Raw genomic sequence first — 22,589 nt, forward strand, 5'->3', positions numbered from 1 at the left:
AGGGGTGTCCTTTGGGTTTATCCTTTATTCTTGATTGGCTTCTTCGAGCCGTATCCGGGTGGCGCCGCTGGCGATGTTGGTGAAGCGGGCCTTGCCATTGCGGACTCGGGCGCGGTGGTGCTGCCCGTCCGCCGCGCGCGCCTGAACTCGGGTCCCGTCATCCATGGGTACACCGGCCTCGGTCTCCACACGCACCTGGATGTCGACATTGACCTGGGCGGGTTCCGACCAGTCCGATTCAACCCCGTCGGCAACTGCCTTGAACCGGTAATGAAAGGGGCGGGGCTGCTCCGACTCTCTCTGTTCGTAGCCCTCGGCCAGGGTGTCGGGGGCTGTCCAGTTCAGGGTGTCCAGACCCGAGAGTTCGTTCGGCGAATGCGTGAATTCGTCGATGGTGTGCAACTGGCCATCCGGGTTCTCCTGAGCGACGGTCACGGTCAGGTCACATCCATCGGCCATGGACTGATAGCTGATCTCCATGGCTACGGTGTCTCCGCTGCGGATCACCGGGTCCAGCCAGCGGGCATTCAGTGCCGGGCTCTGCTCGGCCGACTGGGCATCCAGTTCCAGCGTCGCGGTTTCGGGGACCTCCGGTATGGCCGGGGTACCGGCGCCCTCCGGCTCATTCCCGGCCCCGGTCTCATACTGCACATCCCCATTGAACGTCACCCCACCCTGCCCCTTGAGCGTGATCTTCGCGCCGAACAATTTGATGTTGCCGCTGGCGTCCATCTGGATACCGGCGTCGCCCTTGACCAGCAGGATATCGCCGCCGCCGTTGCCCTGGATGGTGATGTCGCCGGCCACCTGGTGGATGACGGCGCCGTCCTGAACCTGCAGTTGGTAATCGCCGGCGTCCACGGTGGTGCTGTGGCCGGTCTTGGCGTCCATTCTGAGGTGTTTTTCCTGCACCCAGAGGCTGTAGTCGCCTTCGGCGGCCTGGGTCATCGTCAGTTGGGCGGTGTGGTGCTGTTCGGTCTTGGCCTGGTGCTGGACGGCGCCCTCTTCGGTGGTGGTGGCGCTGTTCTGTTTGACGGTCTGGCTGCGGTCGGCGCCGATGCGTTCGTCGAGATTGCCGTTGTCGGTGGTCAGGTCCAGGTTTTGCTCGGCGTAGAGGCGGATGCCGCCGAACTGAGCCAGGATCTGGCAGTAGGGTTCGGCCTGGGCGGCGTTCAGTTCGAGGCAGAGCTGGCGGTCGAAGGTGTGCAGGGCGATGCACTCGGCCTTTTTGGCGTCGTCGAAGGTCAGTTCGCTCTGGCCGGGGGTGACGATGCGGCTCTGGGTGGCGTTTTTGTTGGTGACGGGGCCGAGTTGGCCTCGGCTGGGCACGAACCCGAGGATCAGCGGCCGCGCCGGGTCGTTGTTCAGGCAACTGACCATGACGGTGCTGCGGTTGAGCAGCGGGAAGTGCCAGCCGATGGTTTTGCCCTGCTCCGGGTCCATGGGGCTGGCGTAGGGGGTCAGCCGTTCGGTGAGTTGAGACGCCTGGGCCAGCGGCTGGTCGGTACGGTCGAAGTCGTAGCGGAAGTAGTAGCGGCCGTCGGCGCCCAGTTCGGCGTAGGCGCGGCGGCTTTCGATTCGGGCCGGGAACAGTTGCGGCAGGTCCGGCGGGGTTTTGAGAGCCGGGCGGACGGCGGTGGCCCGGGGGATGACGTCGGCGGTGTTGCGGTACTGCACGCCGCCGCTGGCGGGGTTGTCGCGGCCGGTCGGTTCGGCGTGGTGTTGGACGCTGATGATGCGGAATTCGCCGGCGGTCTGGACCGGCAGTTGGTGGGCGTCCAGCGATAACGTATGGCCGGCGGTCAGCAGCGGCTGGTGGCTGTGCAGTTCGAGCGTGTAGCGGCTCTGGTCGCGGTGTTGCTGGGCGAACAGGGCGCGCTGTTCGGCTTCGCTGCGTGGGCGCGGCGGCTCGAAGGATTGGTGGGTGGCGCGGTCGTTGGATTGGGCGCCGGCGGCGCTGCCGGTGACCGCGTGGCCGCTGGTCGCGGGCTGCCAGCGCCAGCGTCGGTAGGCGGCGGTGATGCGGTTCAGTTGCTGGTCCGGCGCCAGGCCGGAGGTCGCCTGGGCCCACTCGATGTGCGGCAGGTAGGGGCTGATCAGGGGGTCGTTGCGGATCACCAGGCGTTCGCTGTAGTCGTTCTCGGCCGGTTCGAACCAGTAGTTGGCGCCGACCTCGGCCAGCAGCCGTTCTAGGCAATGCCGGCTGGACTCGCGCGCCTGCAGGAAGGGGCCGTCGTGGGCCGGCACCGGGTCGAGGCGCAGGTCGATCTCGTCCGCAGCGTAGCCCATCTCGGCAAGCAACCGGCGGATCACCCGGTCGCGCGGCTGGTCCATGAACAGGCGGCTGTGGAACTGGTCGCGGCCGCGCCACACCTTGCTGGCCAGGTGCAGCGTCAGTTGCGGTCGGGGCCCGGCCCAGACTTCCTCGGCGTCGAACACGGTCAGTGAGAAGCGCCGCTCCAACGCGCCGGGGCCGGTCAGGGCGAGGGCGACCGGTTGGTTGAGCAGCTCGTCCAGTTCGAACGGCAGGTCGTCGTCGGTGGTGACGGTCAGTCGCGTGGGGGCGTTCAGCGCTTCCTCGCCGGTCAGTGACTGCACCGCGCACTCGTAGCCCGAGACGGTCAGGCGGATCCGGGTCCTTTGCATGGCCATGGAAAGCGACATAGCGATTCTCCCTCCTTGAGCCGATTAAAACTCGGCCCGAGCAATTAATGGGCGAGCGAGGGAAAATACGAATGGCGGATCCCTGCCCGGCCGTCCTTCATGAAATGAACGGTGATGAAAAGCGCCTGTGTTACAGCCGGGGCGTCGAAGCGGGACGTTAGCGAAATTGTCGTTGGTTGTATGACGAATCAATCACAAATGTGGGAATTCCTGATACCAGAACCGACGTCAATCGGAAGCAAACCCACGATGTGCAAACCCACTGATTACCGCTCCGGATGCCCTTCGGGAAGACCGCAACTATCGGGTCCGCAGCGCCGGTTCGCCGGGGATACAAGGTCCCAAACGGCCACCACCATCATGATGATCAACCCGGGGTACAACAACGCACCGCTGAAAAATAAGCGACCCAACAGAACCAGGCCCGGACCGATCATCCCCAGCGCACTGCGATGCCATTGGCGGTGATAGAACCAGCCCAGAGCGTTGGCCAGCAAAGCGATGCCGGCGATCAACGGCAACAGGATGTTCAGGAACAACGGTTCCCACTGAGCCAGAAACCCCAGCCCGATGGCGGACCCGATGCTCGCCGCCGCCGGAAAACACAACCCGCAACTCATGGCGGACACCGCCGCCCCCAAAAGGCCGGTTTTATCTGCTCCCCGAGATAGCCAGTTCATTCGATCACTCCTCTTGTCGGTATGGGTCGTCCACAGAGACGCCGGATTCTGGCGTCAACCGCGGTCACTGCACTAAGCTTAGGTCCGTACCTAAGTACGGAGTCAAATGTATGCCTGTGAGCGAATCCCTGACCATCGGTGCATTGGCGGCGAAAGCCGGCGTATCCGTGGAATCCATTCGGTTTTATCAGCGCAAGCGCCTGGTGCGGGAACCCGACCGACCGCCGGGCGGTATACGGCGTTACCGGTCCGGGGACATCGCCCGCGTGCGATTCATCAAATCGTCTCAACGCCTGGGGTTCAGCCTGGACGAAATCCGGGAACTGTTGCGACTCGACGATGGGACCCATTGCGATGAAGCCCGCCTGTTGGCGGAACACAAGCTGGCCGATGTGCGCGTCAAGTTGGCGGAACTGAAAGGCATGGAATCCGCGTTGTCGCAGTTGGTCGAGGCCTGTCGAGGCCAGGACGGCTCGGTGTCGTGCCCATTGATCGATCGACTGCAACGCGCATCGCAGTCTCCAGACGATTGAAGGGGAACTTGAATCACCCGGCTCTGTCCAACATCGTTGAACTGTGTCAGAGATCTAACCATGAAAGTCGTCCGGTTATTGCTACTGTGTCTGCTGATCGGCCCCGGCAGCCTGATTGCACCTGCCGTGGCCTCACCGCCCGATGTTGGCCGGGACTGGCAACTACCCTTTGTTGTCACGGACGATTTCCTCGCCTTCGCGGACACCACCGGAACCGTCATCGAGTACACCGATGGCGAGTCGGTTCGATTGCATGCCGGTCACCGAGGTTTCCCCCCGGTCCATGAGCCGCCGCTGCTGTTCGCTACCGGTGTGGACGGGCGTGTATCGGCCTGGCATCTGGAGGAACGACGGCTGCTGTGGCAACGCCGGTTCGAGGGCTGGATGTTCCCTCCCCTGGTACAGGATGAAGCGATCTTTATCTCCGGCCAGCCACACCGATTGTTCAAGCTCGATCGCGACAGCGGCTCGACTCTGGCGACCGCTCCCCTGCCCAACGAGGCCGTTTATTCGCCCCTGTCCTGGCGTGACGGTCGCATCGCCATCGGTGTCTACGCCCGTCACTGGCTGGTTCTGGAGCCGGAACACTTGCGAGAAACCGATCGATACCGGTTACCCGCCCCGGCGATCACGGCATCACCCGACGGGTTTTATCTCAGTCAAAACGGCCACCTTCATCGGCGTCTGAACACCGGCGAGTTTGAACTGCGTCGTCAGGGCAAGAGCCCGGTGCGCTGGTTCCAGAGGGTGGGCGATGAATTATCCTGGGCGGACGATGGGCATTGGCTGAATGTGAACAATCGACGGCTGCGCTGTCTGGATACCGGAGCACCGGTAGTGCACTGGCAACCGGGATCCAACCGGGACCGGATCACAATTACACACTTTAACGGAACTTCCCGAACGCTCCTGCTGTCGGACCAATGGGGCAACCCCGACCTTCAAGCTGACAAGGAGAACACCAATGAAAAAATGGTTGATGCTAACCAGCTCTCTACTGATCGGCACCATGATCAGCTTCGCCCATGCTGACTCGCACGGCGCACCCTTCGGCGGAACCGAGGACCAGACCTTCGGCAAAAAACTGTGGAACAGCCTGGTCAGAAACGGCCTGGCCGGCAATAACCGGATGGTGTCGCGACCCTACCAGGGCCAACATCCACACGGGGCCATTCTGGATACCATCGAAGGCACACTGACCATCGACGGCGAAAGCGGGGCCGTGATCGTTAAGAACAACTACGGTGGCGAAGGGGTTTCCATCGAGGCCGTCTCCAATGACCCCGATGCCTATCTCGCGGCGGTAACCGTCATGTATCAGCGTGAGGGGTACGACCCGGACAACAACGACTGGTTCTGGGCCAAGTATCTGCCCGACGGTTCGTTCGATACCAACGCCAACGGCATGCCGTTGACCGGTCGCGTCGCCAAGGGTATGCCCGAAGGCTGCATCGCCTGCCATACCGGCGCTCCAGGTGGCGACCGGGTCTTCATCAACGACCGCTACTGAGCTCAGCATGTACGTCCCGAAGAGTGAGCGAGAGCAAGATCGCTCACACCTCCCGTCTCCGCTACGATGCCCCTAAAGTGACAGCACGTCGGCCATTCCCACCCAGTCGTTTCCCCGAAAACACAACCTGCCTCCTTCGATCTACCTCTTTTTTTCCTGACCAATCAGACAACTTGACCCAAATCAAACATTCATTTCATCTATTTCTTTAAAGTGTGTCTCAACAAGCCGATTTCTTTCGCTCCCATAGGAGACACCGCCATGACAGCCCAACGTTCCTTCAAAGCCCGTCTCGCCGCCCTCGCCCTGGGTGTAGCGCTCGCCGCTCAAGCCGGCGCCGAAGCCCTGCCGCGCGAGAAGCAGGTACTGGTTCCGCCGCCCGCCCTGCCGGAACACCTTCAGGTAGCCGCAACCGAAGCCAAGGTGGTCGAGGTTGAACTGGTGATCGAGGAGAAACAGCAGGAGATCGCACCCGGGGTCAACGCCTGGGTCATGACCTTCAACGGCACCGTCCCCGGCCCGATGATCGTCGCGCACGAAGGCGACTACGTTGAAGTCACGCTGAAGAACCCGAGCACCAACCAGTTCGTGCACAACGTCGACTTCCACGCCGCGACCGGCGGCATGGGTGGCGGCGAACTGACCATGGTCAGCCCCGGGCAATCGGTGACAATGCGCTTCAAGGCCACCAAAGCCGGTGTCTTTGTCTACCACTGCGCACCGGGCGGATCCATGATTCCCTGGCACGTCGCCAGCGGCATGAACGGGGCGATCATGGTTCTGCCGCGCGACGGTCTGAAGGATGAAAACGGCGAACCGGTGCGTTACGACCGCGCCTTCTACATCGGCGAACAGGATCTCTATGTACTGTCAGACGCCAGCGGTCGTTACAAGAGCTACCCGAACCTGGCCGCCAGCATGGCGGACACTATGCAGCAGATGCGCACGCTGAAGCCGAGCCACATCGTGTTCAACGGCGCCAAGGGTGCCTTGACCGGTCCGAATGCGATGGAAGCCCGGGTTGGCGAGAAGGTACTGTTCATCCACAGCCAGGCCAACCGCGACACACGCCCCCACCTGATCGGCGGTCACGGTGACCTGGTCTGGGCCGGCGGGTCCTTCAACGACCAGCCGATGACTGACCAGGAAACCTGGTTTGTCCCGGGCGGTGCGGCGGTCGCGGCACTCTACGAGTTCCAGCAGCCGGGATTGCACGCTTACGTGAACCATAACCTGATCGAGGCGATCGAATTCGGCGCCGCCGCTCACATCCAGGTTGAAGGCGAGTGGAACGACGACCTGATGACAGTAGTGGAGCCCGCAGCTGCTTACTGATCACAGGAGTAGAGAAAAACATCAAACCGGCCCTTCGCGGCCGGTTTTTTTTGGTGATCCGATTCTCCTCGGCCATGGTTCAGCATGTGCCCCTGGTCCGCGCCGGCTACCGGTGGAACCCCTGCGGGGTCGGCGTGAATCCATCCATGGAGCCTAGACCGCAGCATCCCTGCTGCGGACTTCCCCGCAGGGGTTCCACCGGCATCCGTCGCTAACTAAGTACGCCCCGGAAAACGAGTTACTTCAAAGCAATGGACGCCAGAATCCGGCGATCGCCCTCATAAGGCTGGCGGGCGTGCAGGACGGTGTAATTGCTGACCCAGAGCACATCATTCTCTTCCCATTTGAAGTTGACGCACAGTTCGTCCATCGCTTTTGCCGTGGCTTCCATCACGGCCGGGTCCATGTAGTCGCCATCACCGGTGACGACGGCTTTTTCGCCGTCGTTGCGGCTGTCGTTCCAGCCGGTGTAGACGGCGATCAGGGCGTTGAAGAAGACTTTCTGGTCGGTCTCTTCGTCGTAGCGGATCGCCTGCAGGGTGCGGGATTCGGTGCGTAGGTTGCCATTGTCAAGCCATTCCCAGCTCATGCCGGCTTCGCGCATGACCCGTTCGGCGTCCTCACGCGTTTGAACCTGGAAGGTGTCTTTCCAGGAGCGGCCGATGGCCGAGTTGTTGTCGGTTTCCTCCGGCATGACCCGGATGTAGCGTACGCCTTCGTCCTCGATTTTCCGCGCCACTTCGGGGTTGATCTCGGCGAACCGTCGATAGATTTCGCCGGAATGCAGCAGGGAGGTGGCACCGCCCACCGGGGAGGGGATGTCGCAATAGAAGAAGATGTAACCCGGCGGGTTCGGGGTTTGCGCCATTTCGTGGTGAAACGGGATTTTCTCGGTCGCGGGGGATTCGTTGGCGGTGACGATCCGGGACTGGGTCACCTGGTTGCGCGGTGCCGCGCCGCCGACATAGGGCATGTTCTCGAAGGACGACTGGTCCAGATGGCGTTCGAAGGCCTCGGCATCGGGTACCGGGAAGCCTCGGAACAGCAGGGCGCCGTGCTTGATCAGCAAGGCTTTCAGGTCTTCGCGGTGCTCGTGAATCCAGGCGTCGAAGGCGGCCGGGTCGTTGGCGACGGCGTCGGAGTGGGGTGTGACCACCAGCGGGAAATCCAGGCCGTTAACGGTTTTTTGTTCGGGTATGGCGGAAATGTTGAGTTCCATGCGGCCTCCGTTTCTTCGCTCCGTCAAAGAGCGGGAGCAAAAAGTAAATGAATAGCGAATGAATTGTCCGAAGACCTTAGCAGTTCAGTTTGCATTTGTACATCAATCATGAATCATTTGTGACGGTTTTCCGGCGCCTTTCGTTGAAAGAGCCTGATTCCAAGGTTGGTCCAGGGTAGAAAAGCAAGATTGACGAGTTGGTCTATACTGGACTGGAATAGCAACGAATCTATCGGATGCTCGAATGCCCGTAGTCAGCCTGGTCGTCGCCATCGCGCTGTTGGCCGGTACATTCTTCACCCCCTTGTTGGCCGATGCATTTTTGGCGGTCGCAGCTGCTTTGTGCCTGGCTTACGCGATTTGGCGCGAGAAACGTGCCCATTTCTGGCAGTTGATGGTATTGGCGGCCGTGCCGGTCCTTCCCGTTCACGATTGGGTGACGACGCAGATTCTGGATCGCGATCTCCATTTTCAACACATGGCTGTGGAAGAAGAAATGACCCACATGGCGAACCATATTGAAAGCGATTTGATTGTGAACCGCAGCTTTCTGGATGCCATCGTACTGCTCGTCGGAAACCAGGGCGACATCAGCCAACAACAGTACAGCAGTTGGCTAGACAACCTACGCATGGACCGAGATTTTTCCTTCTTGGACATCGCGCTAGTACAGGATTACGTCATCACGCATGTTTACCCGGAATCGGAGCCCAACCTCGCCATAGTCGGCGTTGATCTACGCGCCGTGCCGGACCAACGGGACGCGGTCGGTCAGGTTATGGAAACACGACAGCCAGTAGTCGCCGGACCGTTGACTGTGTTGCAGGGTGATACGGCTATCATCTATCGACTACCGGTACCCAACAAACCGGACCTGGTTGTAACCGGAGTATTGTCTCTGGATCAGATTCTGGCGGGGGCGGTATCAGCCAGCTCCCAGGCGTTACGGCTCCGACTCAGCGTGGAACGAGACGGTCGGACAACCGAATTATTGTCAGCCGAGAACTTGTCGGGACGGGATATCCATACCGAATTCACAGAAGAAGGCGTTAATTGGCGCTTTTCGGCCGAGCCCATTAATGGTTGGAGCCGCCCTGTGTACAAACTCTGGTTCGCTTCCGGTGGTGCCCTGATCACCTGGTTGTTCCTGCTGATCGCATTCGGCTGGCAATATCGAGCCATGCTTCAGCGAGACCGTGAACGATTGACGCTTAAAACCAAAGAGCGACAACTGCTGGAAGCTCAACGCCTGGGGCGACTGGGGTCATGGAACACGTTGAAAGACGGCAAGACTTTCGCCATTTCCGCACCATTGGCCGAGCTGTTGGGAACCGGCACAGATACGCTGACTATGGATGACGTGCTTTATTTCATTTATGAGCCGGACCAAGACTATTACATGAGTCAGACACAAGCTGTAATGGACCGGAATATCCCTTTCACCAAATTCGAACATCGTCTGATCGCACCTGATCGCCTGATCTGGGTCGAACACAGCGTTGCCTTAAATAGTAATGGCCAATTAAGCGGTATGCTCCGGGATATTACCGACATCAAGAACACCGAAGCCGAGTTGCAAAAACTGGCCTACTACGACTCGTTGACCGGTGCCTCCAACCGAAACTTCTTCGGGAAACAGGTCCAGCAAGGCATCGCCCTGTCGCGCCGCAACGGTAATCACCTGGCGCTGGTGCTGTTCGACCTGGACAACTTCAAGGACATCAACGCTCAGTACGGTCATACCATCGGCGACGAGGTATTGAAATTGCTGGCCGAACGTCTTAAACGCAACATTCGCCGAAGCGACACCGTAGCCCGCCTGTCAGGCGATACATTCGCGGTCTGCCTACAAAACCTGAAAGACCCGAGCCACACCATTTTCGTTGCCGATACCCTGCTTAAATCCATAGCCGAGACTCTCGAGGTGGACCGGCATCTGATCAATGTGACCGGCACGCTCGGCATCGCGACCTGCCCCGAAGACGACCTGGACTATGAAGGCCTGGTCAAAAAGGCCGAAATGGCGCTGCTCAAAGCCAAGGAAGTGGATCGGGGTTACTACCAGTTCTACTCCGATCAGATGAATATGGAGAACGACCGGCGTCAGGAGATTCTGCGCCTGCTGCCCAATGCGCTGCATAACGACGAATTCCATCTGGTGCTGCAGCCCCGGGTGGCCGCCACCGACCAGCGCTGGTCGAGCATCGAGGTCCTGATCCGCTGGAACAGTGAAGTGTTGGGGTTTGTCTCGCCCGGCGAGTTCATCCCCATCGCCGAGGGCAGTCATCTGATCGTCGACATTGGTTACTGGGTGATTCGCGAAGCTCTGCGCCAGTTCGCGGACCATTACGACGAGCTGGACCCGGACACGGTTCTGTCCATCAACCTCTCGCCCAAACAGCTGGAACACCGTGACCTGACCCGTTTCGTCGCCGAAGAGATTCGAAAGACCGGCATTCCCGCCTACCGCCTGGAATTCGAGATCACCGAACATTCGCTGACCGAGGAATCGGAAACCACGCTGGCGACCCTGGCGGAACTGTCCAACATGGGCATCCGCTTCGCGATGGACGATTTCGGCACCGGCTACTCCAATCTCGGCATGCTGCAGGCGTTGCCGTTGAATGTGCTGAAGATCGATCAACGTTTTGTGCAACGGGTCGAGACCGGAGGCAAGGATCTGGAGCTGGTGCGCGCCATCATCAACATGGGACACACTCTGGGCCTGACGGTCGTGGCCGAGGGCGTCGAAACGGCGCAACAGGTGGCGTTGCTCACCGAACTGCAATGCGACGAACTCCAGGGATACTACTTCTACCGACCCCAACTCCTCGACACCCTCCTCGGCGGCCTCCAACGCGAAGTCACCCATTCTTAACATTGGTGCCTAAATTAACGGTGTGCTTAAACCCGCATCGGCTAACCGGGATGCTCCTCTGGGGCCGCCGTAAACCCATCCATGGGCGCTTAGCCTCAGTCGAAGCTAATAGCCCATGGATGGATATAAGGTCTGTAGGTTGGATTAGCCTAAGGCGTAATCCAACATGGTTAGCCTGGGTAGATTTGGAAGCCACAAAAACAAACGTTGGATTACGCCTTCGGCTAATCCAACCTACGGACTTCGGCAATCGAAGCGTCGAACCGATCCTGCCTCAGATGCCCCCTACAGGTCATACCCCCGCCCCCTAGTGCTCGCGCTGGTGACTCCAATGACTAGCAACGGCAGCCGCTGCGGGTTAGTTGCTCATATGTAACGTAACCCAGGGTTAGGCGACTTCGGTGGCGGGATGGCGGTTGGTGAGCCAGTGGGCCAGGGGCATGAGCAATGCGAGGCCGATGCAGACGGCTGTTGTGGCTAACTGCGGCAACAGCCAACCCGGCACTACCCAGGGTAGGGCCGCGCATACCAGCCAGAACAGCAGCGACAGGCGAATGGCACCCGCCCTCTGTTCCAGAACCCAACCGTTGATCCACAAACCACCCCCCAATGGCAGGAAATGCGCCAGTGCCATGGTGAAGGTCAGGTCGGACGTCGACAGCAGGAACCAGACGGTAAAGGCCATCAACAGAATGTGACTGGAAATGACCGCCCACGCGAGCGTTGGCGGGGGCACCGAGTCGTACTTGACCTGGGTGTCCGGCAGGCAGCGCGGCAGCGGGTAGTTTTGCTGTACGTCGGCGGGGCGCCAGCCAGTGGGCATGAACCAGATTTTCAGTTTATCCTGCCAGCGTTTGGCGTGCCAGGCGTCCTTGAACAGTTGCCAGTGCACATGAACGTTGGCGAAGAAGGGGTTCCAGCTGTGCAGCGGCTTGCGTACGCCGTACACACAGGGTTCGTCGGCCAGCTCCGGCTGGTAACTGCGGAACAACCGGTCCCAGAGGATGAAGACACCGCCGAAATTACGGTCGATGTAGGGGTCGTTGATGGCGTGGTGCACGCGGTGGTTCATCGGTGTGACAAAGACTTTCTCGAACCAGCCCAGCTCCCCGATGAAGCGGGTGTGCACCCAGTATTGGTAGATCAGATTCAGCGAACCGACGGTGACGATCACTTCCGGCGGGAAGCCGACGAACAGCATCGGCAAGTAGAAGATCGAGCCGATGATAAAACCGTTGAACGGTTGACGCAGTGCCGTCGACAGGTTGAATTCCTCACTCTGGTGATGCACCACGTGAATGCCCCACAGCACATTGATCTTGTGCTGATAGCGGTGGCTCCAGTAATAGCAGAAATCGTAGAACACGAAGGCGACGACCCAGAGCAGCGGCGTCATCGCCAATTCCGGGTGTGGCAGCACCGTCCACAGTGTCGCGTAGCCGAGAAACCCGACGAACTTGGTGGCGAAACCCATGGTCTGGCTGAGAATACCGGTACTCAATGAGTTGATGGCGTCGTTGGCCCGGTAATAGCCCGTGCCGCGTTTGCGATCCACGACGATCTCGATCAGCAACAGCAGCATAAAACCCGGAATGGCGTATAAAATCAGGTTCATGAGTCCACATTCCTCGTCATCAGCGCCCGGACGATCATCCACTGCGCCCCATAATAGCTCAGCATCACGGCCAGATCCTGCGCCGGCAGCGGTTCAATGAACCGGCCGATGGCGATCAGACTGTCCGACAGAATGAAGGTTCCGGCCCCGATCACACCGGGCCAGAGCGGAAAACGACTGAAAATGGCCGCCAACCCCATCAGTGAGATGGCCACCAGGTACGCCAGAACCGGAGCCTTGAAGGCCCCCAGGCTGGTCCAGACCCAGAGCAGCACCGCCGCCGCCCACAGCGCCAGGAAAAACGCCCAACTCAGACGTTCCGGCCGCCATTTGAATTGCCGGCTGAACAGGGTGGCGTACAACAACTGCGCGACCAGGAATGCCCCCAGACCACCAATAAAGCCGCCGAGTGCCAATAAAATATCGCCGACCGATCCGAACAGTACCGCCGCGATCAACACCTGGCGACGCGGCACATCGGGCTGAACGATGACGCAGCCGGCCAGCCACCAGATCGGTGCGACCTTGACCGCCCATTCCATCGGGAACGGCGAAAAGCCCTGGACGATCAGGTACAGGGCGGCCAGAGCCCAATAAACAGCGGTCTGCGGTCGGGTCATTCGTTATTCTCTCTTTGTGCTCGGGCACGTCGTCGGGCCAGGTTGAGGGTAAGCACGACACCGGTGATCACCAACGCGATGCCGATCCACTGCGTCAGCAGAACCGGCTGGCGCAGAACGATCAGGGTCAACAGGGCATTGAAGATCGGCGCCGTCGTCATCATCAGCCCCGCGATATTCGCATCGCCGACACTGACCGCCCGTATCCAACTGAAATAGGAGACCAGGGACGGGAATAACGCCACATAGACCACGGCCCAGAGCACATCCATGCTCGGCAGCAACGCATCGCCGGTCGCCAGTCCACTCAGCCAGAACGGCATGATCACCAGACTCCCGGCCCCGATCATGAACGTCAGTAGACCGAGCCCGTTGACCTCATAGGTCGGCACCGTCTTCAGCACCACCGAATACAGCGACCAACTGAGCAGGCCCAGAACGAAAATACCGTCCCCGATCAGCCCGGTGTCGCTGAAGTTCAGCATGAAGCGCCCCTTGGTCAACACCAGATACGCCCCGAAAACCGCCACACCGGCGGTCAGCCACTGCAAACCGGTCAGCTTGCCCTGCCCCAGCCAACCACTGAGCACGAAAATCATCACCGGCATCAGAGCCGACATAGCGCCGATGTTCACCGGCTCCGTGTATTCAAGCGCCCAGTATTGCAGCGTGTTATAGAGCGTCACGCTGAGCACGGCCAAAGGCAGAAGGCGAGGCAGGTACATCCGGTACCAGCCCCACTGTCGACGAATGTGCGGCAGGCCGAACGGCGCGATAAAGACGAACGCCAGCCACCAGCGAAACTGGGACAGCGTGAAAGCAGGCAGCGAGGCGACGGCGATCTTGCCAACAATGGCGTTGGTGGCCCAGAAGAAATTCGCCAGCGCCGCGAACCCGGCACAGATGAGAACATTGCGTACGGTCACGGTGGTCGTCTTTTTGTCATTGTTCTTCGACAGTCTCGCGATTTTAGCGGGGGTGGGCAAGGAGGGAAGAGCGGTCGGGCGACTAATGAATGAGGTGCATGAATGCCTCAACCCAGGGAGGGATTAGTAATACGTAGGGCGGAAGAGGCCGAAGGCCGTTATCCGCCGTTGGGGGTGGCAGGGGGAAATACGATGGTCAAACGGTGGGCTTCGCCCACACGGCGGATGTCGGCGAAGCCTCTTCCGCCCTACGGTTGGGGCAAGTGCCTACAACAGGCTAGCACCGGGCGGCGGGGTATGCTCTGGAAGGGGTATCTGAGCCATGGATGGCGAAGCTAAGCGCCCATGGATGGGTTAACAGCGGCCCCTGGAAGAGCATACCCCGCCGCCCGGTGCGGGTTATTGGCAAAGAGCCAGACCCTCCCGGCCAAAAAAAAAGGCGACCCGAAGGTCGCCTTTTTTGGCAAGGGTGTGTGATTAACGGCCCTTGCGGCGCTTGAATTCGCGCAGAGTGCGCAGCTGGGCCGCGGCACGCGCCAGATCTGAGGCGACCTGAGCGAATTCCTGTTCCGCCATCTTGTCCGCGATGACCTTCTCGGCATCGGCCTTGGCTTTTTCAGCCGCGGCCGAGTCGATGTCATCGGCACGCAAGGCGGTGTCGGCCAGGATGGTCACGACGTGCGGCTGAACTTCCAGGAAGCCACCCGAGACGTAGAACACCTCTTCGCTACCGTCTTGCAACGTCAGCTTGACCGGAGCCGGATTCAACCGTGTCAGCAGCGGAGCGTGCTGGGGTTTGATCCCCAACTCGCCCTGCTCGCCTTCACAGATCACCGTCTCGACACGACCTTCGAAGATCTTCTCTTCAGCGCTGACGATGTCACAGTGTAATGTCATAGCCATTAGCACCTCCGGCGCGCTTAGGATTTAGCCCGCTTGCTGTGAGCTTCCAACACTTCGTCAATGGTGCCCTTCATGTAGAAATCCTGCTCGGAGATCTCGTCGTACTCACCGTCCAGAATGCCCTGGAAACCACGGATGGTTTCTTTCAGGGAAACGTATTTACCGGGAGCGCCGGTGAATACTTCCGCCACGTGGAACGGCTGGGACAGGAAACGCTCGATCTTACGCGCACGGGCAACGGTCAGCTTGTCCTCGTCGGACAGTTCGTCCATACCCAGAATCGCGATGATGTCCTTCAGTTCCTTGTACTTCTGCAGAACACCCTGAACGCCACGGGCGCAGTCGTAGTGTTCGTTGCCGATGACCAGCGGATCCAACTGACGGGAGGTGGAGTCCAGCGGGTCAACCGCCGGGTAGATACCCAGTGCGGCGATGTCACGGCTCAGTACAACGGTGGCGTCCAAGTGGGCGAAGGTGGTCGCCGGAGACGGGTCGGTCAAGTCATCCGCCGGTACGTATACCGCCTGAACGGAGGTAATGGAACCGGTCTTGGTGGAGGTGATCCGCTCCTGCAGTACACCCATTTCCTCGGCCAGAGTCGGCTGGTAACCCACCGCGGACGGCATACGGCCCAACAGTGCGGATACCTCGGTACCGGCCAGGGTGTAACGGTAGATGTTGTCCACGAAGAACAGAACATCACGGCCTTCGTCACGGAACTGCTCGGCCATGGTCAGACCGGTCAGTGCCACACGCAGACGGTTGCCGGGCGGTTCGTTCATCTGACCGTAAACCATCGCCACCTTGGATTCCGCCAGGTTCTCCAGCTGGATAACGCCGGCTTCACTCATTTCGTGATAGAAGTCGTTACCTTCCCGCGTCCGCTCACCGACACCGGCGAATACGGACAGACCGGAGTGCTCGGTCGCGATGTTGTTGATCAACTCCAGCATGTTCACGGTCTTGCCCACACCGGCGCCGCCGAACAGGCCGACCTTACCACCCTTGGCGAACGGGCAGATCAGGTCGATCACCTTGATGCCCGTTTCCAGGAGATCCTGGCTCTGGGACTGTTCCGCGTAGCTCGGGGCATCCTGGTGGATGACCTTGTGCTGGTCGGAGTTGATGTCGCCGCGCTCGTCGATGGCTTCGCCGAGTACGTTCATGATACGGCCCAGGGTCGCCTTGCCGACCGGCACGGAAATGCCTTCGCCGGTGTTGTCGACTGCCAGACCACGCTTGACGCCTTCGGTGGAGCCCATGGCGATCGCCCGGACAATACCGTCGCCCAGCTGCTGCTGAACTTCGAGGGTCAAACCTACTTCTTTGACTTTCAGAGCGTCATAGACCTTGGGGACGCTGTCACGCGGGAATTCCACGTCGACAACGGCGCCAATGATCTGTGTGATACGTCCGCTACTCATCTTCTGTATCCTCTCAAAACCGTTTATTGCACCGCGGAGGCGCCACCGACAATCTCGGCGATTTCTTGGGTAATCGCCGCCTGACGCGCCTTGTTGTATTCCATATTGAGACTGTCGATCAGTTCCCCGGCATTTTCGGAGGCGTTCTTCATCGCCATCATGCGCGAGGCCTGTTCACAAGCCAGATTCTCGACCACGCCCTGATACACCACGGCTTCGACGTAGCGCACCAGCAGGTGATCCAGCAGGGACTGCGGATCCGGCTCGTACAGATAATCCCAAGTATGTTTGCGCGATGATTCGTCATCGGCGGCCTTCAGTGGCAACAACTGCTCAATCCGGGGTTTCTGCACCATGGTGTTGACAAATTCGTTGAACACCACGAACAAGCGGTCGATTTTGCCTTCGTTGTAATCGTCCAGCATGACCTTGACGCCACCGATCAGATCGGCCACAGCCGGCTTGTCGCCAAGCCCGGACAGGGTGGCGGACAAATCGTAGCCACGCGCCTTGAAGAAACCGGCGCCCTTGCTGCCAATGGCACAGACCTGGACGCTGGCGCCCTTGTCTTTCCAGGCGGCCACGTCCTGGGTCAATTGCTTGAACAGATTGACGTTCAAGCCACCACACAGGCCGCGGTCGGTCGAGACCACGATGTAGCCTACCCGTTTGACGTCCCGCTCTTGCAGATATGGATGACGGTATTCGGGATTGGCGTTCGCCAGATGCCCGATCACCGCCCGGATTTTGTCAGCATAGGGCTTGCTGGCGTCCATCCGGTCTTGAGCTTTACGCTTCTTACTCGCAGCGACCATTTCCATCGCCGAAGTAATCTTCTGCGTATTCTTAATGCCCGATATTTTCGTGCGAATCTCTTTTCCGGTTGCCATAGCAATGCCTCAGTTCAGTCGGCCGTCCGGGGACGGCCGGTGAATTACCAGGTCTGCGTCGCCTTGAACTTGTCCAGGGCGTCCTTCAGCGATTTGGCAACGTCGTCGCTGTAGTTGCCAGTCTCGTTGATCTGTTTCATCAGATCCGCGTGTTCGCTGTTCATGTAGGAATGCAGAGCCGCCTCGAAGCGACTGACTTCGCTGACTTCCAGCGACTTCAGGTAGCCTTCGTTCGCGGCGTATACCGAGACAGCCATTTCGGCAACCGACAGCGGTGCATACTGATTTTGTTTCATCAGCTCGGTTACCCGGGCACCGTGGTCCAGCTGGGCCTTGGTGGCTTCGTCCAGGTCGGAGGCGAACTGGGAGAACGCCGCCAGTTCCCGATACTGGGCCAGTGCGGTACGAATACCACCGGCCAGTTTCTTGATGACCTTGGTCTGGGCCGAACCACCCACACGGGATACGGAGATACCGGCGTTCATCGCAGGACGGATACCGGCGTTGAACAGGTCGGTTTCCAGGAAGATCTGACCGTCGGTAATGGAGATCACGTTGGTCGGTACGAACGCGGATACGTCGCCACCCTGGGTTTCGATGATCGGCAACGCGGTCAGAGAACCGGTTTTGCCTTTCACTTCGCCCTTGGTGAACTGCTCGACGTAGTCGGCGTTGACCCGGGACGCGCGCTCCAGCAGACGGGAGTGCAGATAGAAAACGTCACCCGGGAAGGCTTCACGGCCCGGCGGACGACGCAGCAGCAAAGAGATCTGACGATAGGCGACAGCCTGCTTGGACAGGTCATCGTAGATGATCAGAGCGTCTTCACCACGATCGCGGAAGTATTCACCCATGGTGCAGCCGGCATAGGGTGCCAGGAACTGCATGGACGCCGGCTCGGAAGCGGACGCGGCGATGATGGTGGTGTATTCCATCGCGCCGTGCTCTTCCAGCTTCTTGACCACGTTGGCGATGGTCGACTGCTTCTGACCGATCGCGACGTAGAAACACTTAATGCCGGAGCCTTTCTGGGCGATGATGGAGTCAACGGCCAGGGCGGTCTTACCGGTCTGACGGTCGCCAATGATCAGCTCGCGCTGACCCCGACCGATCGGAACCATGGCGTCGACGGCCTTGTAACCGGTCTGCACCGGCTGGTCGACCGATTGACGGGCGATAACGCCCGGCGCGACCTTCTCCAGCGGATCGGTCAGGTCGGTTTTTACCGGGCCTTTGCCGTCGATCGGGTTACCCAGGGCGTCGACGACGCGACCGAGCAGTTCCGGACCGATGGGTACTTCCAGGATGCGACCGGTGCACTTACAGGTCTGGCCTTCGGCCAGGCCTTTGTAGTCACCCAGAACGATCGCACCGACAGAGTCTTGCTCGAGGTTCAGGGCCATGCCGTACAGGCCGTCGTTGAACTCGATCATTTCACCGGACATCACATCGGCCAGACCGTGGATACGCACAATACCGTCGGAAACGCTGACGATGGTGCCTTCGTTCTGGGCCTTGGAGCTGGTATCAAGCTTGCTGATACGCTCCTTGATGATGTCACTGATTTCTGAAGGATTCAGTTGCTGCATTTCTTTTCCCTCACTAGGAATTCATTGCGTCAGCGAGTTTGGCCAACTTGCCACGAACCGACCCGTCGATGACGGTGTCGCCGGCTTTGATCACCACACCACCGAGCAGGGCTTCGTCGATTTCGACGGTCAGGTTTACCTGACGACCAAACTTGGTGGCGAGCTTCTCGGCCAGGGTCTTCTGCTGGCTGTCGCTTAAGGAAAATGCACTGGTCACCAGAACGTCGGACGTCTTTTCCTGTTCCGCTTTCAGCGTCTCGAATTGCTCGCTGATTTCGCTGATCAAGGCCAGGCGGCGATACTCGGCCAGAACATCGACCAAATTGGCGACGCCTTCGTTCAGGGCGTCGCCGGCCACCTGTTTCAGTACATCGGCCTTGGCGTTGGCGGAAAGCTCAGGATTGGCAATCAGGTCTTCGACGACCTGTTGCTGACTGATAGCGGCCAGGGTCGACAGGGCAGTCGACCACGGCTCCAGCTGTTGGTTGTCCAGTGCGGCGTTGAACGCGGCTTTGGCGTAAGGACGGGCCAGCGTACTCAGTTCTGCCATGATCCCCCCTTACAGCTCGGCTGCCAGTTTATCCAACAACTCGCTGTGTTTTTTCGCGTCGACTTCAGAGCCCAGGATCTTCTCGGCACCGGCCAGGGTCAGTTCGGAAATGCGGCCGCGCAGCTCTTCACGAGCGGCATTGACCTCTTTCTCGACTTCGGCCTGAGCGGACGCTACGATGCGCTTGCCTTCCTCTTGAGCTTCGCCTTTGGCGTCATCGACGATCTGCGCCGCGCGCTTGTTCGCCTGCTCAAGAATGGACGCCGCTTCCTGCTTGGCTTCCTGCAGCTTTTTCGCCGCTTCGTGCTTGGCCAGTTCCAGGTCTTTCTCAGCCTTGTCGGCGGAATCCAGCCCTTCGGCGATTTTCTTCTGGCGGGCCTGCATGGCCTCCATGATCGGAGGCCAGACGAATTTGGCACAGATCCAGACGAAAATGGCAAAGACGACGATTTGTCCAATAAAAGTTGCGTTGAAATTCACGCCTTCACCTCGTTTTGGTTGGTTATATCAAAGTACCTCGGGGGACCGTTTGATTAACCGCCCACAACGAAGATGAGGTACATGGCGATACCAACACCGATGATGGGGATCGCGTCGATCAAACCGGCCACGATGAAGAACTTGGTTTGCAGCATGGGGCCCAGTTCCGGCTGACGAGCGGTGGATTCCATCAGCTTGCCACCCAGAATACCGATGCCGATCGCGGCACCAACCGCACCCAGACCGATCATGATTGCAGCGGCGATGAATACCAAAGTTTCCATGTTTATCTCCTAAGGTTTTTTACTTGAGTTTTCTTGAAGTTAAGGGTTTAAGTCATTGGGCGGCCTCACGGCCGTCCCGGTGAATCGTTTAATGGTCTTCGTGGGCCTGACTCAGGTACACGATGGTCAGTACCATGAAGATGAAGGCCTGCAACGGAATAACCAGGATGTGGAAGATCGCCCAGGATATTTGCAATACCCCGCCGAAGATGGCGATCAGAATGCCACCGCCGAACATCAGCGCGATCAGGATGAAGATCATCTCGGCGGCGTAGAGGTTGCCGAAAATCCGCAGACCCAGTGAGAACGGCTTGGCCAGCAGACCGACCAACTCGAGGAAGAGGTTGAACGGTATGAAGACCCAGTGGTTGAACGGTGTGAAGGACAGTTCCTTGATGAAGCCCATGCCCTTCACCTTGAAGGAGTAGTACAGCATCAGGAAGAAGACAAAGGTGGCCGTACCCAGCGTAATGTTCGGGTCCGTTGTGGGAACAATCTTCTGGAACTTAACGCCCATCAATTCAAGGGTGTACGGAATCAGATCGACCGGAATGATGTCCATCAGGTTGGACAGGAAGGCCCAGGCAAACACCGTCAGAGCGATGGGTGCGATCCAGGGATTGCGGCCATGAAAGACATCTTTGACCTGGGAGTCGACAAACTCGACGATGGTTTCCACGAAATTCTGGGCGCCCGTGGGAACCCCGGTCGTGGCCTTGCGGCCGATTCGCCAGAAAAACAGAAGGAACAACCCGGTCAGAGCCGCTGACCAGATCATGCTGTCCAGGTGGAATGCCCAGAACCCCATGCCGTTCACTTCGTCACTGCATTTGGCAACTTTCCAGGTTGCCTGCTCCAGCGTGGAACCGTCACACAACGCCGACCCGGCTTCCAGCTTACCGTAGGTCAGGTTGGTCAGGTGGTGCTGAATGTACTCGCTCGCGTTAGCGTATCCGCCTTCACTTGCCATAAGTCACTTACCCCTTTTGGCCGCCCCGCAGGGCGGTTACTTAACCAGAAACGGTGCCAATGCCGCCGCCAGAGTGTTCAACACCAGTACGGTCAGCAGCATTGCGAAGGCATTCAGGTCCGGGTGGGCTGTCCACAGCAACGCCAGCCCGAATGCCACGATAATCCATTTTCCATACAGACCCTGGGATGTACCCGTTACGAACAGGCCTGTGATGCGGGCGCCGTAGTGACGCATGCTCCGCCAGGTAAAGTAGCTGTGGCCGATGACGCTGAGCATCACCGCAGCCATTACCGCTTGGACGGTTCCTGGGAACCAGAGGCCGGCGACCGCCAGCAAGATCAGCCCCGCGCCGGCCTGAACATAGACCACCCGCCAGACGTTGGGGCGGGGCACCCGGCGCGGCCGGGCTTGTTTAAACACTGTGACGTCCCGGTTCTTGTCGTTTGTCATGCCGTACCGTAATTGAGTCCGTCGGCGTCGAAAAGCCCGTCCTAGACCGGGCTTGTTCGGTAATATCCGGGGTTCAGTCAAAAAAACTCGGCAGAGTATATTGGGTTAGGCTGGGCGCATCAACACGGAACTGACTCGTATTTAACATGGATCGGACGTCTCACTTCACGTGATTCAGAATACCGTCCAATTCGTCCAGGCTGTTGTATTTGATCACCAGCGACCCCTTACCCTTGGCGCCGTGCTTGATGGCGACGCTCGCCCCCAGGCGCTGGGACAACATGGTCTCCAGGTTCTGGATGTTGGCGTCCTGTTTCGGGTCGCGCGGTGTCTTGCCGGGTTTACGACCTTCGGCCAGGTTGCGCACCAGCTGTTCGGTCTGGCGCACCGTCATGCCCTTGGCGACCACCTGGCGCGCGGCGTCGACCTGAGCCTCACCCTGAAGCCCCAGCAGGGCGCGGGCGTGGCCCATTTCCAGGTCACCGTGCTCGAGCATGCGGCGCACCTCGGCCTCGAGACTGATCAGCCGCAACAGGTTGGTTACCGTGACCCGGCTCTTGCCGACGGCATCGGCCACGCCGGCCTGGGTCAGTTCGAATTCTTTCTGCAGACGCTGCAGCGCGAACGCCTCTTCCATCGGGTTCAGGTTTTCGCGCTGGATGTTTTCGATCAGCGCCATGGCGATGGCATCTTCGTCGGCGACGTCGCGGATCACCGCCGGGATGGTGTCGAGCCCGGCCATCTGGGCGGCGCGCCAACGGCGCTCGCCGGCGATCAGCTCGAACGACTGGGCGCCGAGCGGGCGCACCACAACCGGCTGCATCACGCCCTGGGCGCGAATCGAGGCGGCCAGTTCCTCCAGTGCCTCGGCGGACATGTCGCGACGCGGCTGGTAGGTGCCGCGCTGCACCCATTCGATGGGCAGTTCACGCAGCGTCCCGTCCCGAACCTCCTGGACCGGTTGCTCGGAAATGGCCTCCACCTCCTTGCGGGTGGTGATCAGGGCGTCCAGCCCGCGTCCCAAACCTCGTTTCTTTGCTGCCATGGTGTCTTGAATTCCTGTGAC

The 22,589-nt window shown here is 59.6% G+C and carries 21 protein-coding genes; 5 read left to right on the forward strand and 16 right to left on the reverse strand.

What is annotated here, in order from left to right:
• Positions 1 to 24: 24 nt before the first annotated feature.
• Positions 25 to 2,664, reverse strand: coding sequence for a type VI secretion system Vgr family protein (locus IE111_RS21245; RefSeq protein WP_189612646.1), 2,640 nt, complete (start codon positions 2,662 to 2,664; stop codon positions 25 to 27).
• A gap of 266 nt (positions 2,665 to 2,930) precedes the next feature.
• A complete protein-coding gene (gene merC / locus IE111_RS21250) occupies positions 2,931 to 3,344 on the reverse strand; it encodes an organomercurial transporter MerC (protein ID WP_189612648.1) in 414 nt (137 codons plus the stop codon).
• A 110-nt stretch (positions 3,345 to 3,454) separates the two neighbouring features.
• Here merC and merR point away from each other — a divergent pair, with 110 nt between their 5' ends.
• From merR to nirK, 4 genes are all read left to right on the forward strand, one after another.
• Positions 3,455 to 3,877, forward strand: coding sequence for a mercury resistance transcriptional regulator MerR (gene merR / locus IE111_RS21255; RefSeq protein ID WP_189612650.1), 423 nt, complete (start codon positions 3,455 to 3,457; stop codon positions 3,875 to 3,877).
• A gap of 60 nt (positions 3,878 to 3,937) precedes the next feature.
• Positions 3,938 to 4,909, forward strand: a complete 972-nt coding sequence (locus IE111_RS21260; protein WP_189612652.1) for a PQQ-binding-like beta-propeller repeat protein — start codon at positions 3,938 to 3,940, stop codon at positions 4,907 to 4,909.
• A complete protein-coding gene (locus IE111_RS21265; protein WP_189612654.1) occupies positions 4,842 to 5,387 on the forward strand; it encodes a cytochrome P460 family protein in 546 nt (181 codons plus the stop codon). The genes IE111_RS21260 and IE111_RS21265 overlap by 68 nt, the downstream gene beginning before the upstream one ends.
• Positions 5,388 to 5,648: 261 nt before the next feature.
• The gene (gene nirK / locus IE111_RS21270) at positions 5,649 to 6,722 is read left to right on the forward strand and encodes a copper-containing nitrite reductase (RefSeq protein WP_189612657.1); all 1,074 of its coding nucleotides are present in this window, start codon (positions 5,649 to 5,651) and stop codon (positions 6,720 to 6,722) included.
• A gap of 238 nt (positions 6,723 to 6,960) precedes the next feature.
• On the opposite strand, the gene IE111_RS21275 is transcribed toward nirK, so the two are convergent.
• On the reverse strand, positions 6,961 to 7,941 hold the full coding sequence (locus IE111_RS21275; protein WP_189612660.1) for a TauD/TfdA family dioxygenase: 981 nt from the start codon (positions 7,939 to 7,941) through the stop codon (positions 6,961 to 6,963).
• A 244-nt stretch (positions 7,942 to 8,185) separates the two neighbouring features.
• Here IE111_RS21275 and IE111_RS21280 point away from each other — a divergent pair, with 244 nt between their 5' ends.
• Positions 8,186 to 10,819: a bifunctional diguanylate cyclase/phosphodiesterase gene (locus IE111_RS21280; RefSeq protein ID WP_189612663.1), complete on the forward strand. Its 2,634-nt coding sequence runs from the start codon at positions 8,186 to 8,188 to the stop codon at positions 10,817 to 10,819.
• 388 nt (positions 10,820 to 11,207) lie between these two features.
• On the opposite strand, the gene IE111_RS21285 is transcribed toward IE111_RS21280, so the two are convergent.
• The 13 genes from IE111_RS21285 to IE111_RS21345 all read right to left on the reverse strand — a co-directional run bounded on the left by IE111_RS21285 (position 11,208) and on the right by IE111_RS21345 (position 22,568).
• Positions 11,208 to 12,434: a sterol desaturase family protein gene (locus IE111_RS21285; RefSeq protein ID WP_189612665.1), complete on the reverse strand. Its 1,227-nt coding sequence runs from the start codon at positions 12,432 to 12,434 to the stop codon at positions 11,208 to 11,210.
• Positions 12,431 to 13,054: a lysoplasmalogenase gene (locus IE111_RS21290; protein ID WP_189612667.1), complete on the reverse strand. Its 624-nt coding sequence runs from the start codon at positions 13,052 to 13,054 to the stop codon at positions 12,431 to 12,433. The genes IE111_RS21285 and IE111_RS21290 overlap by 4 nt, the downstream gene beginning before the upstream one ends.
• A complete protein-coding gene (locus IE111_RS21295) occupies positions 13,051 to 13,980 on the reverse strand; it encodes a DMT family transporter (RefSeq protein WP_189612670.1) in 930 nt (309 codons plus the stop codon). Before IE111_RS21295 ends, IE111_RS21290 begins: the two co-directional genes overlap by 4 nt.
• A gap of 477 nt (positions 13,981 to 14,457) precedes the next feature.
• Complete coding sequence (locus IE111_RS21300; protein WP_308427570.1) at positions 14,458 to 14,877, reverse strand: F0F1 ATP synthase subunit epsilon; 420 nt, start codon at positions 14,875 to 14,877, stop codon at positions 14,458 to 14,460.
• 23 nt (positions 14,878 to 14,900) lie between these two features.
• Positions 14,901 to 16,307: a F0F1 ATP synthase subunit beta gene (gene atpD, locus IE111_RS21305; protein ID WP_189612674.1), complete on the reverse strand. Its 1,407-nt coding sequence runs from the start codon at positions 16,305 to 16,307 to the stop codon at positions 14,901 to 14,903.
• A 23-nt stretch (positions 16,308 to 16,330) separates the two neighbouring features.
• Positions 16,331 to 17,197 (reverse strand): F0F1 ATP synthase subunit gamma, encoded by an 867-nt coding sequence (gene atpG, locus IE111_RS21310; protein WP_189612676.1) that lies wholly within the window; start codon positions 17,195 to 17,197, stop codon positions 16,331 to 16,333.
• A 44-nt stretch (positions 17,198 to 17,241) separates the two neighbouring features.
• Entirely contained in the window at positions 17,242 to 18,786 is a 1,545-nt protein-coding gene (atpA, locus tag IE111_RS21315) for a F0F1 ATP synthase subunit alpha (RefSeq protein ID WP_189612678.1), read from the reverse strand.
• Between the two features lie 13 nt (positions 18,787 to 18,799).
• Entirely contained in the window at positions 18,800 to 19,336 is a 537-nt protein-coding gene (locus IE111_RS21320) for a F0F1 ATP synthase subunit delta (RefSeq protein ID WP_189612681.1), read from the reverse strand.
• 9 nt (positions 19,337 to 19,345) lie between these two features.
• Entirely contained in the window at positions 19,346 to 19,816 is a 471-nt protein-coding gene (locus IE111_RS21325) for a F0F1 ATP synthase subunit B (RefSeq protein WP_189612683.1), read from the reverse strand.
• Between the two features lie 53 nt (positions 19,817 to 19,869).
• The gene (gene atpE / locus IE111_RS21330) at positions 19,870 to 20,100 is read right to left on the reverse strand and encodes a F0F1 ATP synthase subunit C (RefSeq protein ID WP_189612685.1); all 231 of its coding nucleotides are present in this window, start codon (positions 20,098 to 20,100) and stop codon (positions 19,870 to 19,872) included.
• A gap of 88 nt (positions 20,101 to 20,188) precedes the next feature.
• Complete coding sequence (gene atpB, locus IE111_RS21335; protein WP_189612687.1) at positions 20,189 to 21,070, reverse strand: F0F1 ATP synthase subunit A; 882 nt, start codon at positions 21,068 to 21,070, stop codon at positions 20,189 to 20,191.
• Between the two features lie 36 nt (positions 21,071 to 21,106).
• A complete protein-coding gene (locus IE111_RS21340; RefSeq protein WP_189612689.1) occupies positions 21,107 to 21,523 on the reverse strand; it encodes a hypothetical protein in 417 nt (138 codons plus the stop codon).
• A gap of 160 nt (positions 21,524 to 21,683) precedes the next feature.
• Complete coding sequence (locus tag IE111_RS21345; protein ID WP_189612691.1) at positions 21,684 to 22,568, reverse strand: ParB/RepB/Spo0J family partition protein; 885 nt, start codon at positions 22,566 to 22,568, stop codon at positions 21,684 to 21,686.
• Positions 22,569 to 22,589: the final 21 nt, after the last annotated feature.

The organism is Saccharospirillum salsuginis (assembly GCF_014651855.1).
Classification (GTDB): Bacteria; Pseudomonadota; Gammaproteobacteria; order Pseudomonadales; family Natronospirillaceae; genus Saccharospirillum; species Saccharospirillum salsuginis.

Bases quoted from the DNA above. Each gene is read 5' to 3' on its own strand.
- nirK (WP_189612657.1), top strand. From the start codon at position 5,649: ATGACAGCCCAACGTTCCTTCAAAGCCCGTCTCGCCGCCCTCGCCCTG.
- atpD (WP_189612674.1), bottom strand. From the start codon at position 16,307: ATGAGTAGCGGACGTATCACACAGATCATTGGCGCCGTTGTCGACGTG.
- merR (WP_189612650.1), top strand. From the start codon at position 3,455: ATGCCTGTGAGCGAATCCCTGACCATCGGTGCATTGGCGGCGAAAGCC.
- IE111_RS21275 (WP_189612660.1), bottom strand. From the start codon at position 7,941: ATGGAACTCAACATTTCCGCCATACCCGAACAAAAAACCGTTAACGGC.
- IE111_RS21290 (WP_189612667.1), bottom strand. From the start codon at position 13,054: ATGACCCGACCGCAGACCGCTGTTTATTGGGCTCTGGCCGCCCTGTAC.
- IE111_RS21320 (WP_189612681.1), bottom strand. From the start codon at position 19,336: ATGGCAGAACTGAGTACGCTGGCCCGTCCTTACGCCAAAGCCGCGTTC.
- IE111_RS21280 (WP_189612663.1), top strand. From the start codon at position 8,186: ATGCCCGTAGTCAGCCTGGTCGTCGCCATCGCGCTGTTGGCCGGTACA.
- atpB (WP_189612687.1), bottom strand. From the start codon at position 21,070: ATGGCAAGTGAAGGCGGATACGCTAACGCGAGCGAGTACATTCAGCAC.
- atpA (WP_189612678.1), bottom strand. From the start codon at position 18,786: ATGCAGCAACTGAATCCTTCAGAAATCAGTGACATCATCAAGGAGCGT.
- IE111_RS21340 (WP_189612689.1), bottom strand. From the start codon at position 21,523: ATGACAAACGACAAGAACCGGGACGTCACAGTGTTTAAACAAGCCCGG.
- IE111_RS21300 (WP_308427570.1), bottom strand. From the start codon at position 14,877: ATGACATTACACTGTGACATCGTCAGCGCTGAAGAGAAGATCTTCGAA.
- atpE (WP_189612685.1), bottom strand. From the start codon at position 20,100: ATGGAAACTTTGGTATTCATCGCCGCTGCAATCATGATCGGTCTGGGT.
- IE111_RS21245 (WP_189612646.1), bottom strand. From the start codon at position 2,664: ATGTCGCTTTCCATGGCCATGCAAAGGACCCGGATCCGCCTGACCGTC.
- IE111_RS21345 (WP_189612691.1), bottom strand. From the start codon at position 22,568: ATGGCAGCAAAGAAACGAGGTTTGGGACGCGGGCTGGACGCCCTGATC.
- merC (WP_189612648.1), bottom strand. From the start codon at position 3,344: ATGAACTGGCTATCTCGGGGAGCAGATAAAACCGGCCTTTTGGGGGCG.
- IE111_RS21265 (WP_189612654.1), top strand. From the start codon at position 4,842: ATGAAAAAATGGTTGATGCTAACCAGCTCTCTACTGATCGGCACCATG.
- IE111_RS21285 (WP_189612665.1), bottom strand. From the start codon at position 12,434: ATGAACCTGATTTTATACGCCATTCCGGGTTTTATGCTGCTGTTGCTG.
- IE111_RS21260 (WP_189612652.1), top strand. From the start codon at position 3,938: ATGAAAGTCGTCCGGTTATTGCTACTGTGTCTGCTGATCGGCCCCGGC.
- atpG (WP_189612676.1), bottom strand. From the start codon at position 17,197: ATGGCAACCGGAAAAGAGATTCGCACGAAAATATCGGGCATTAAGAAT.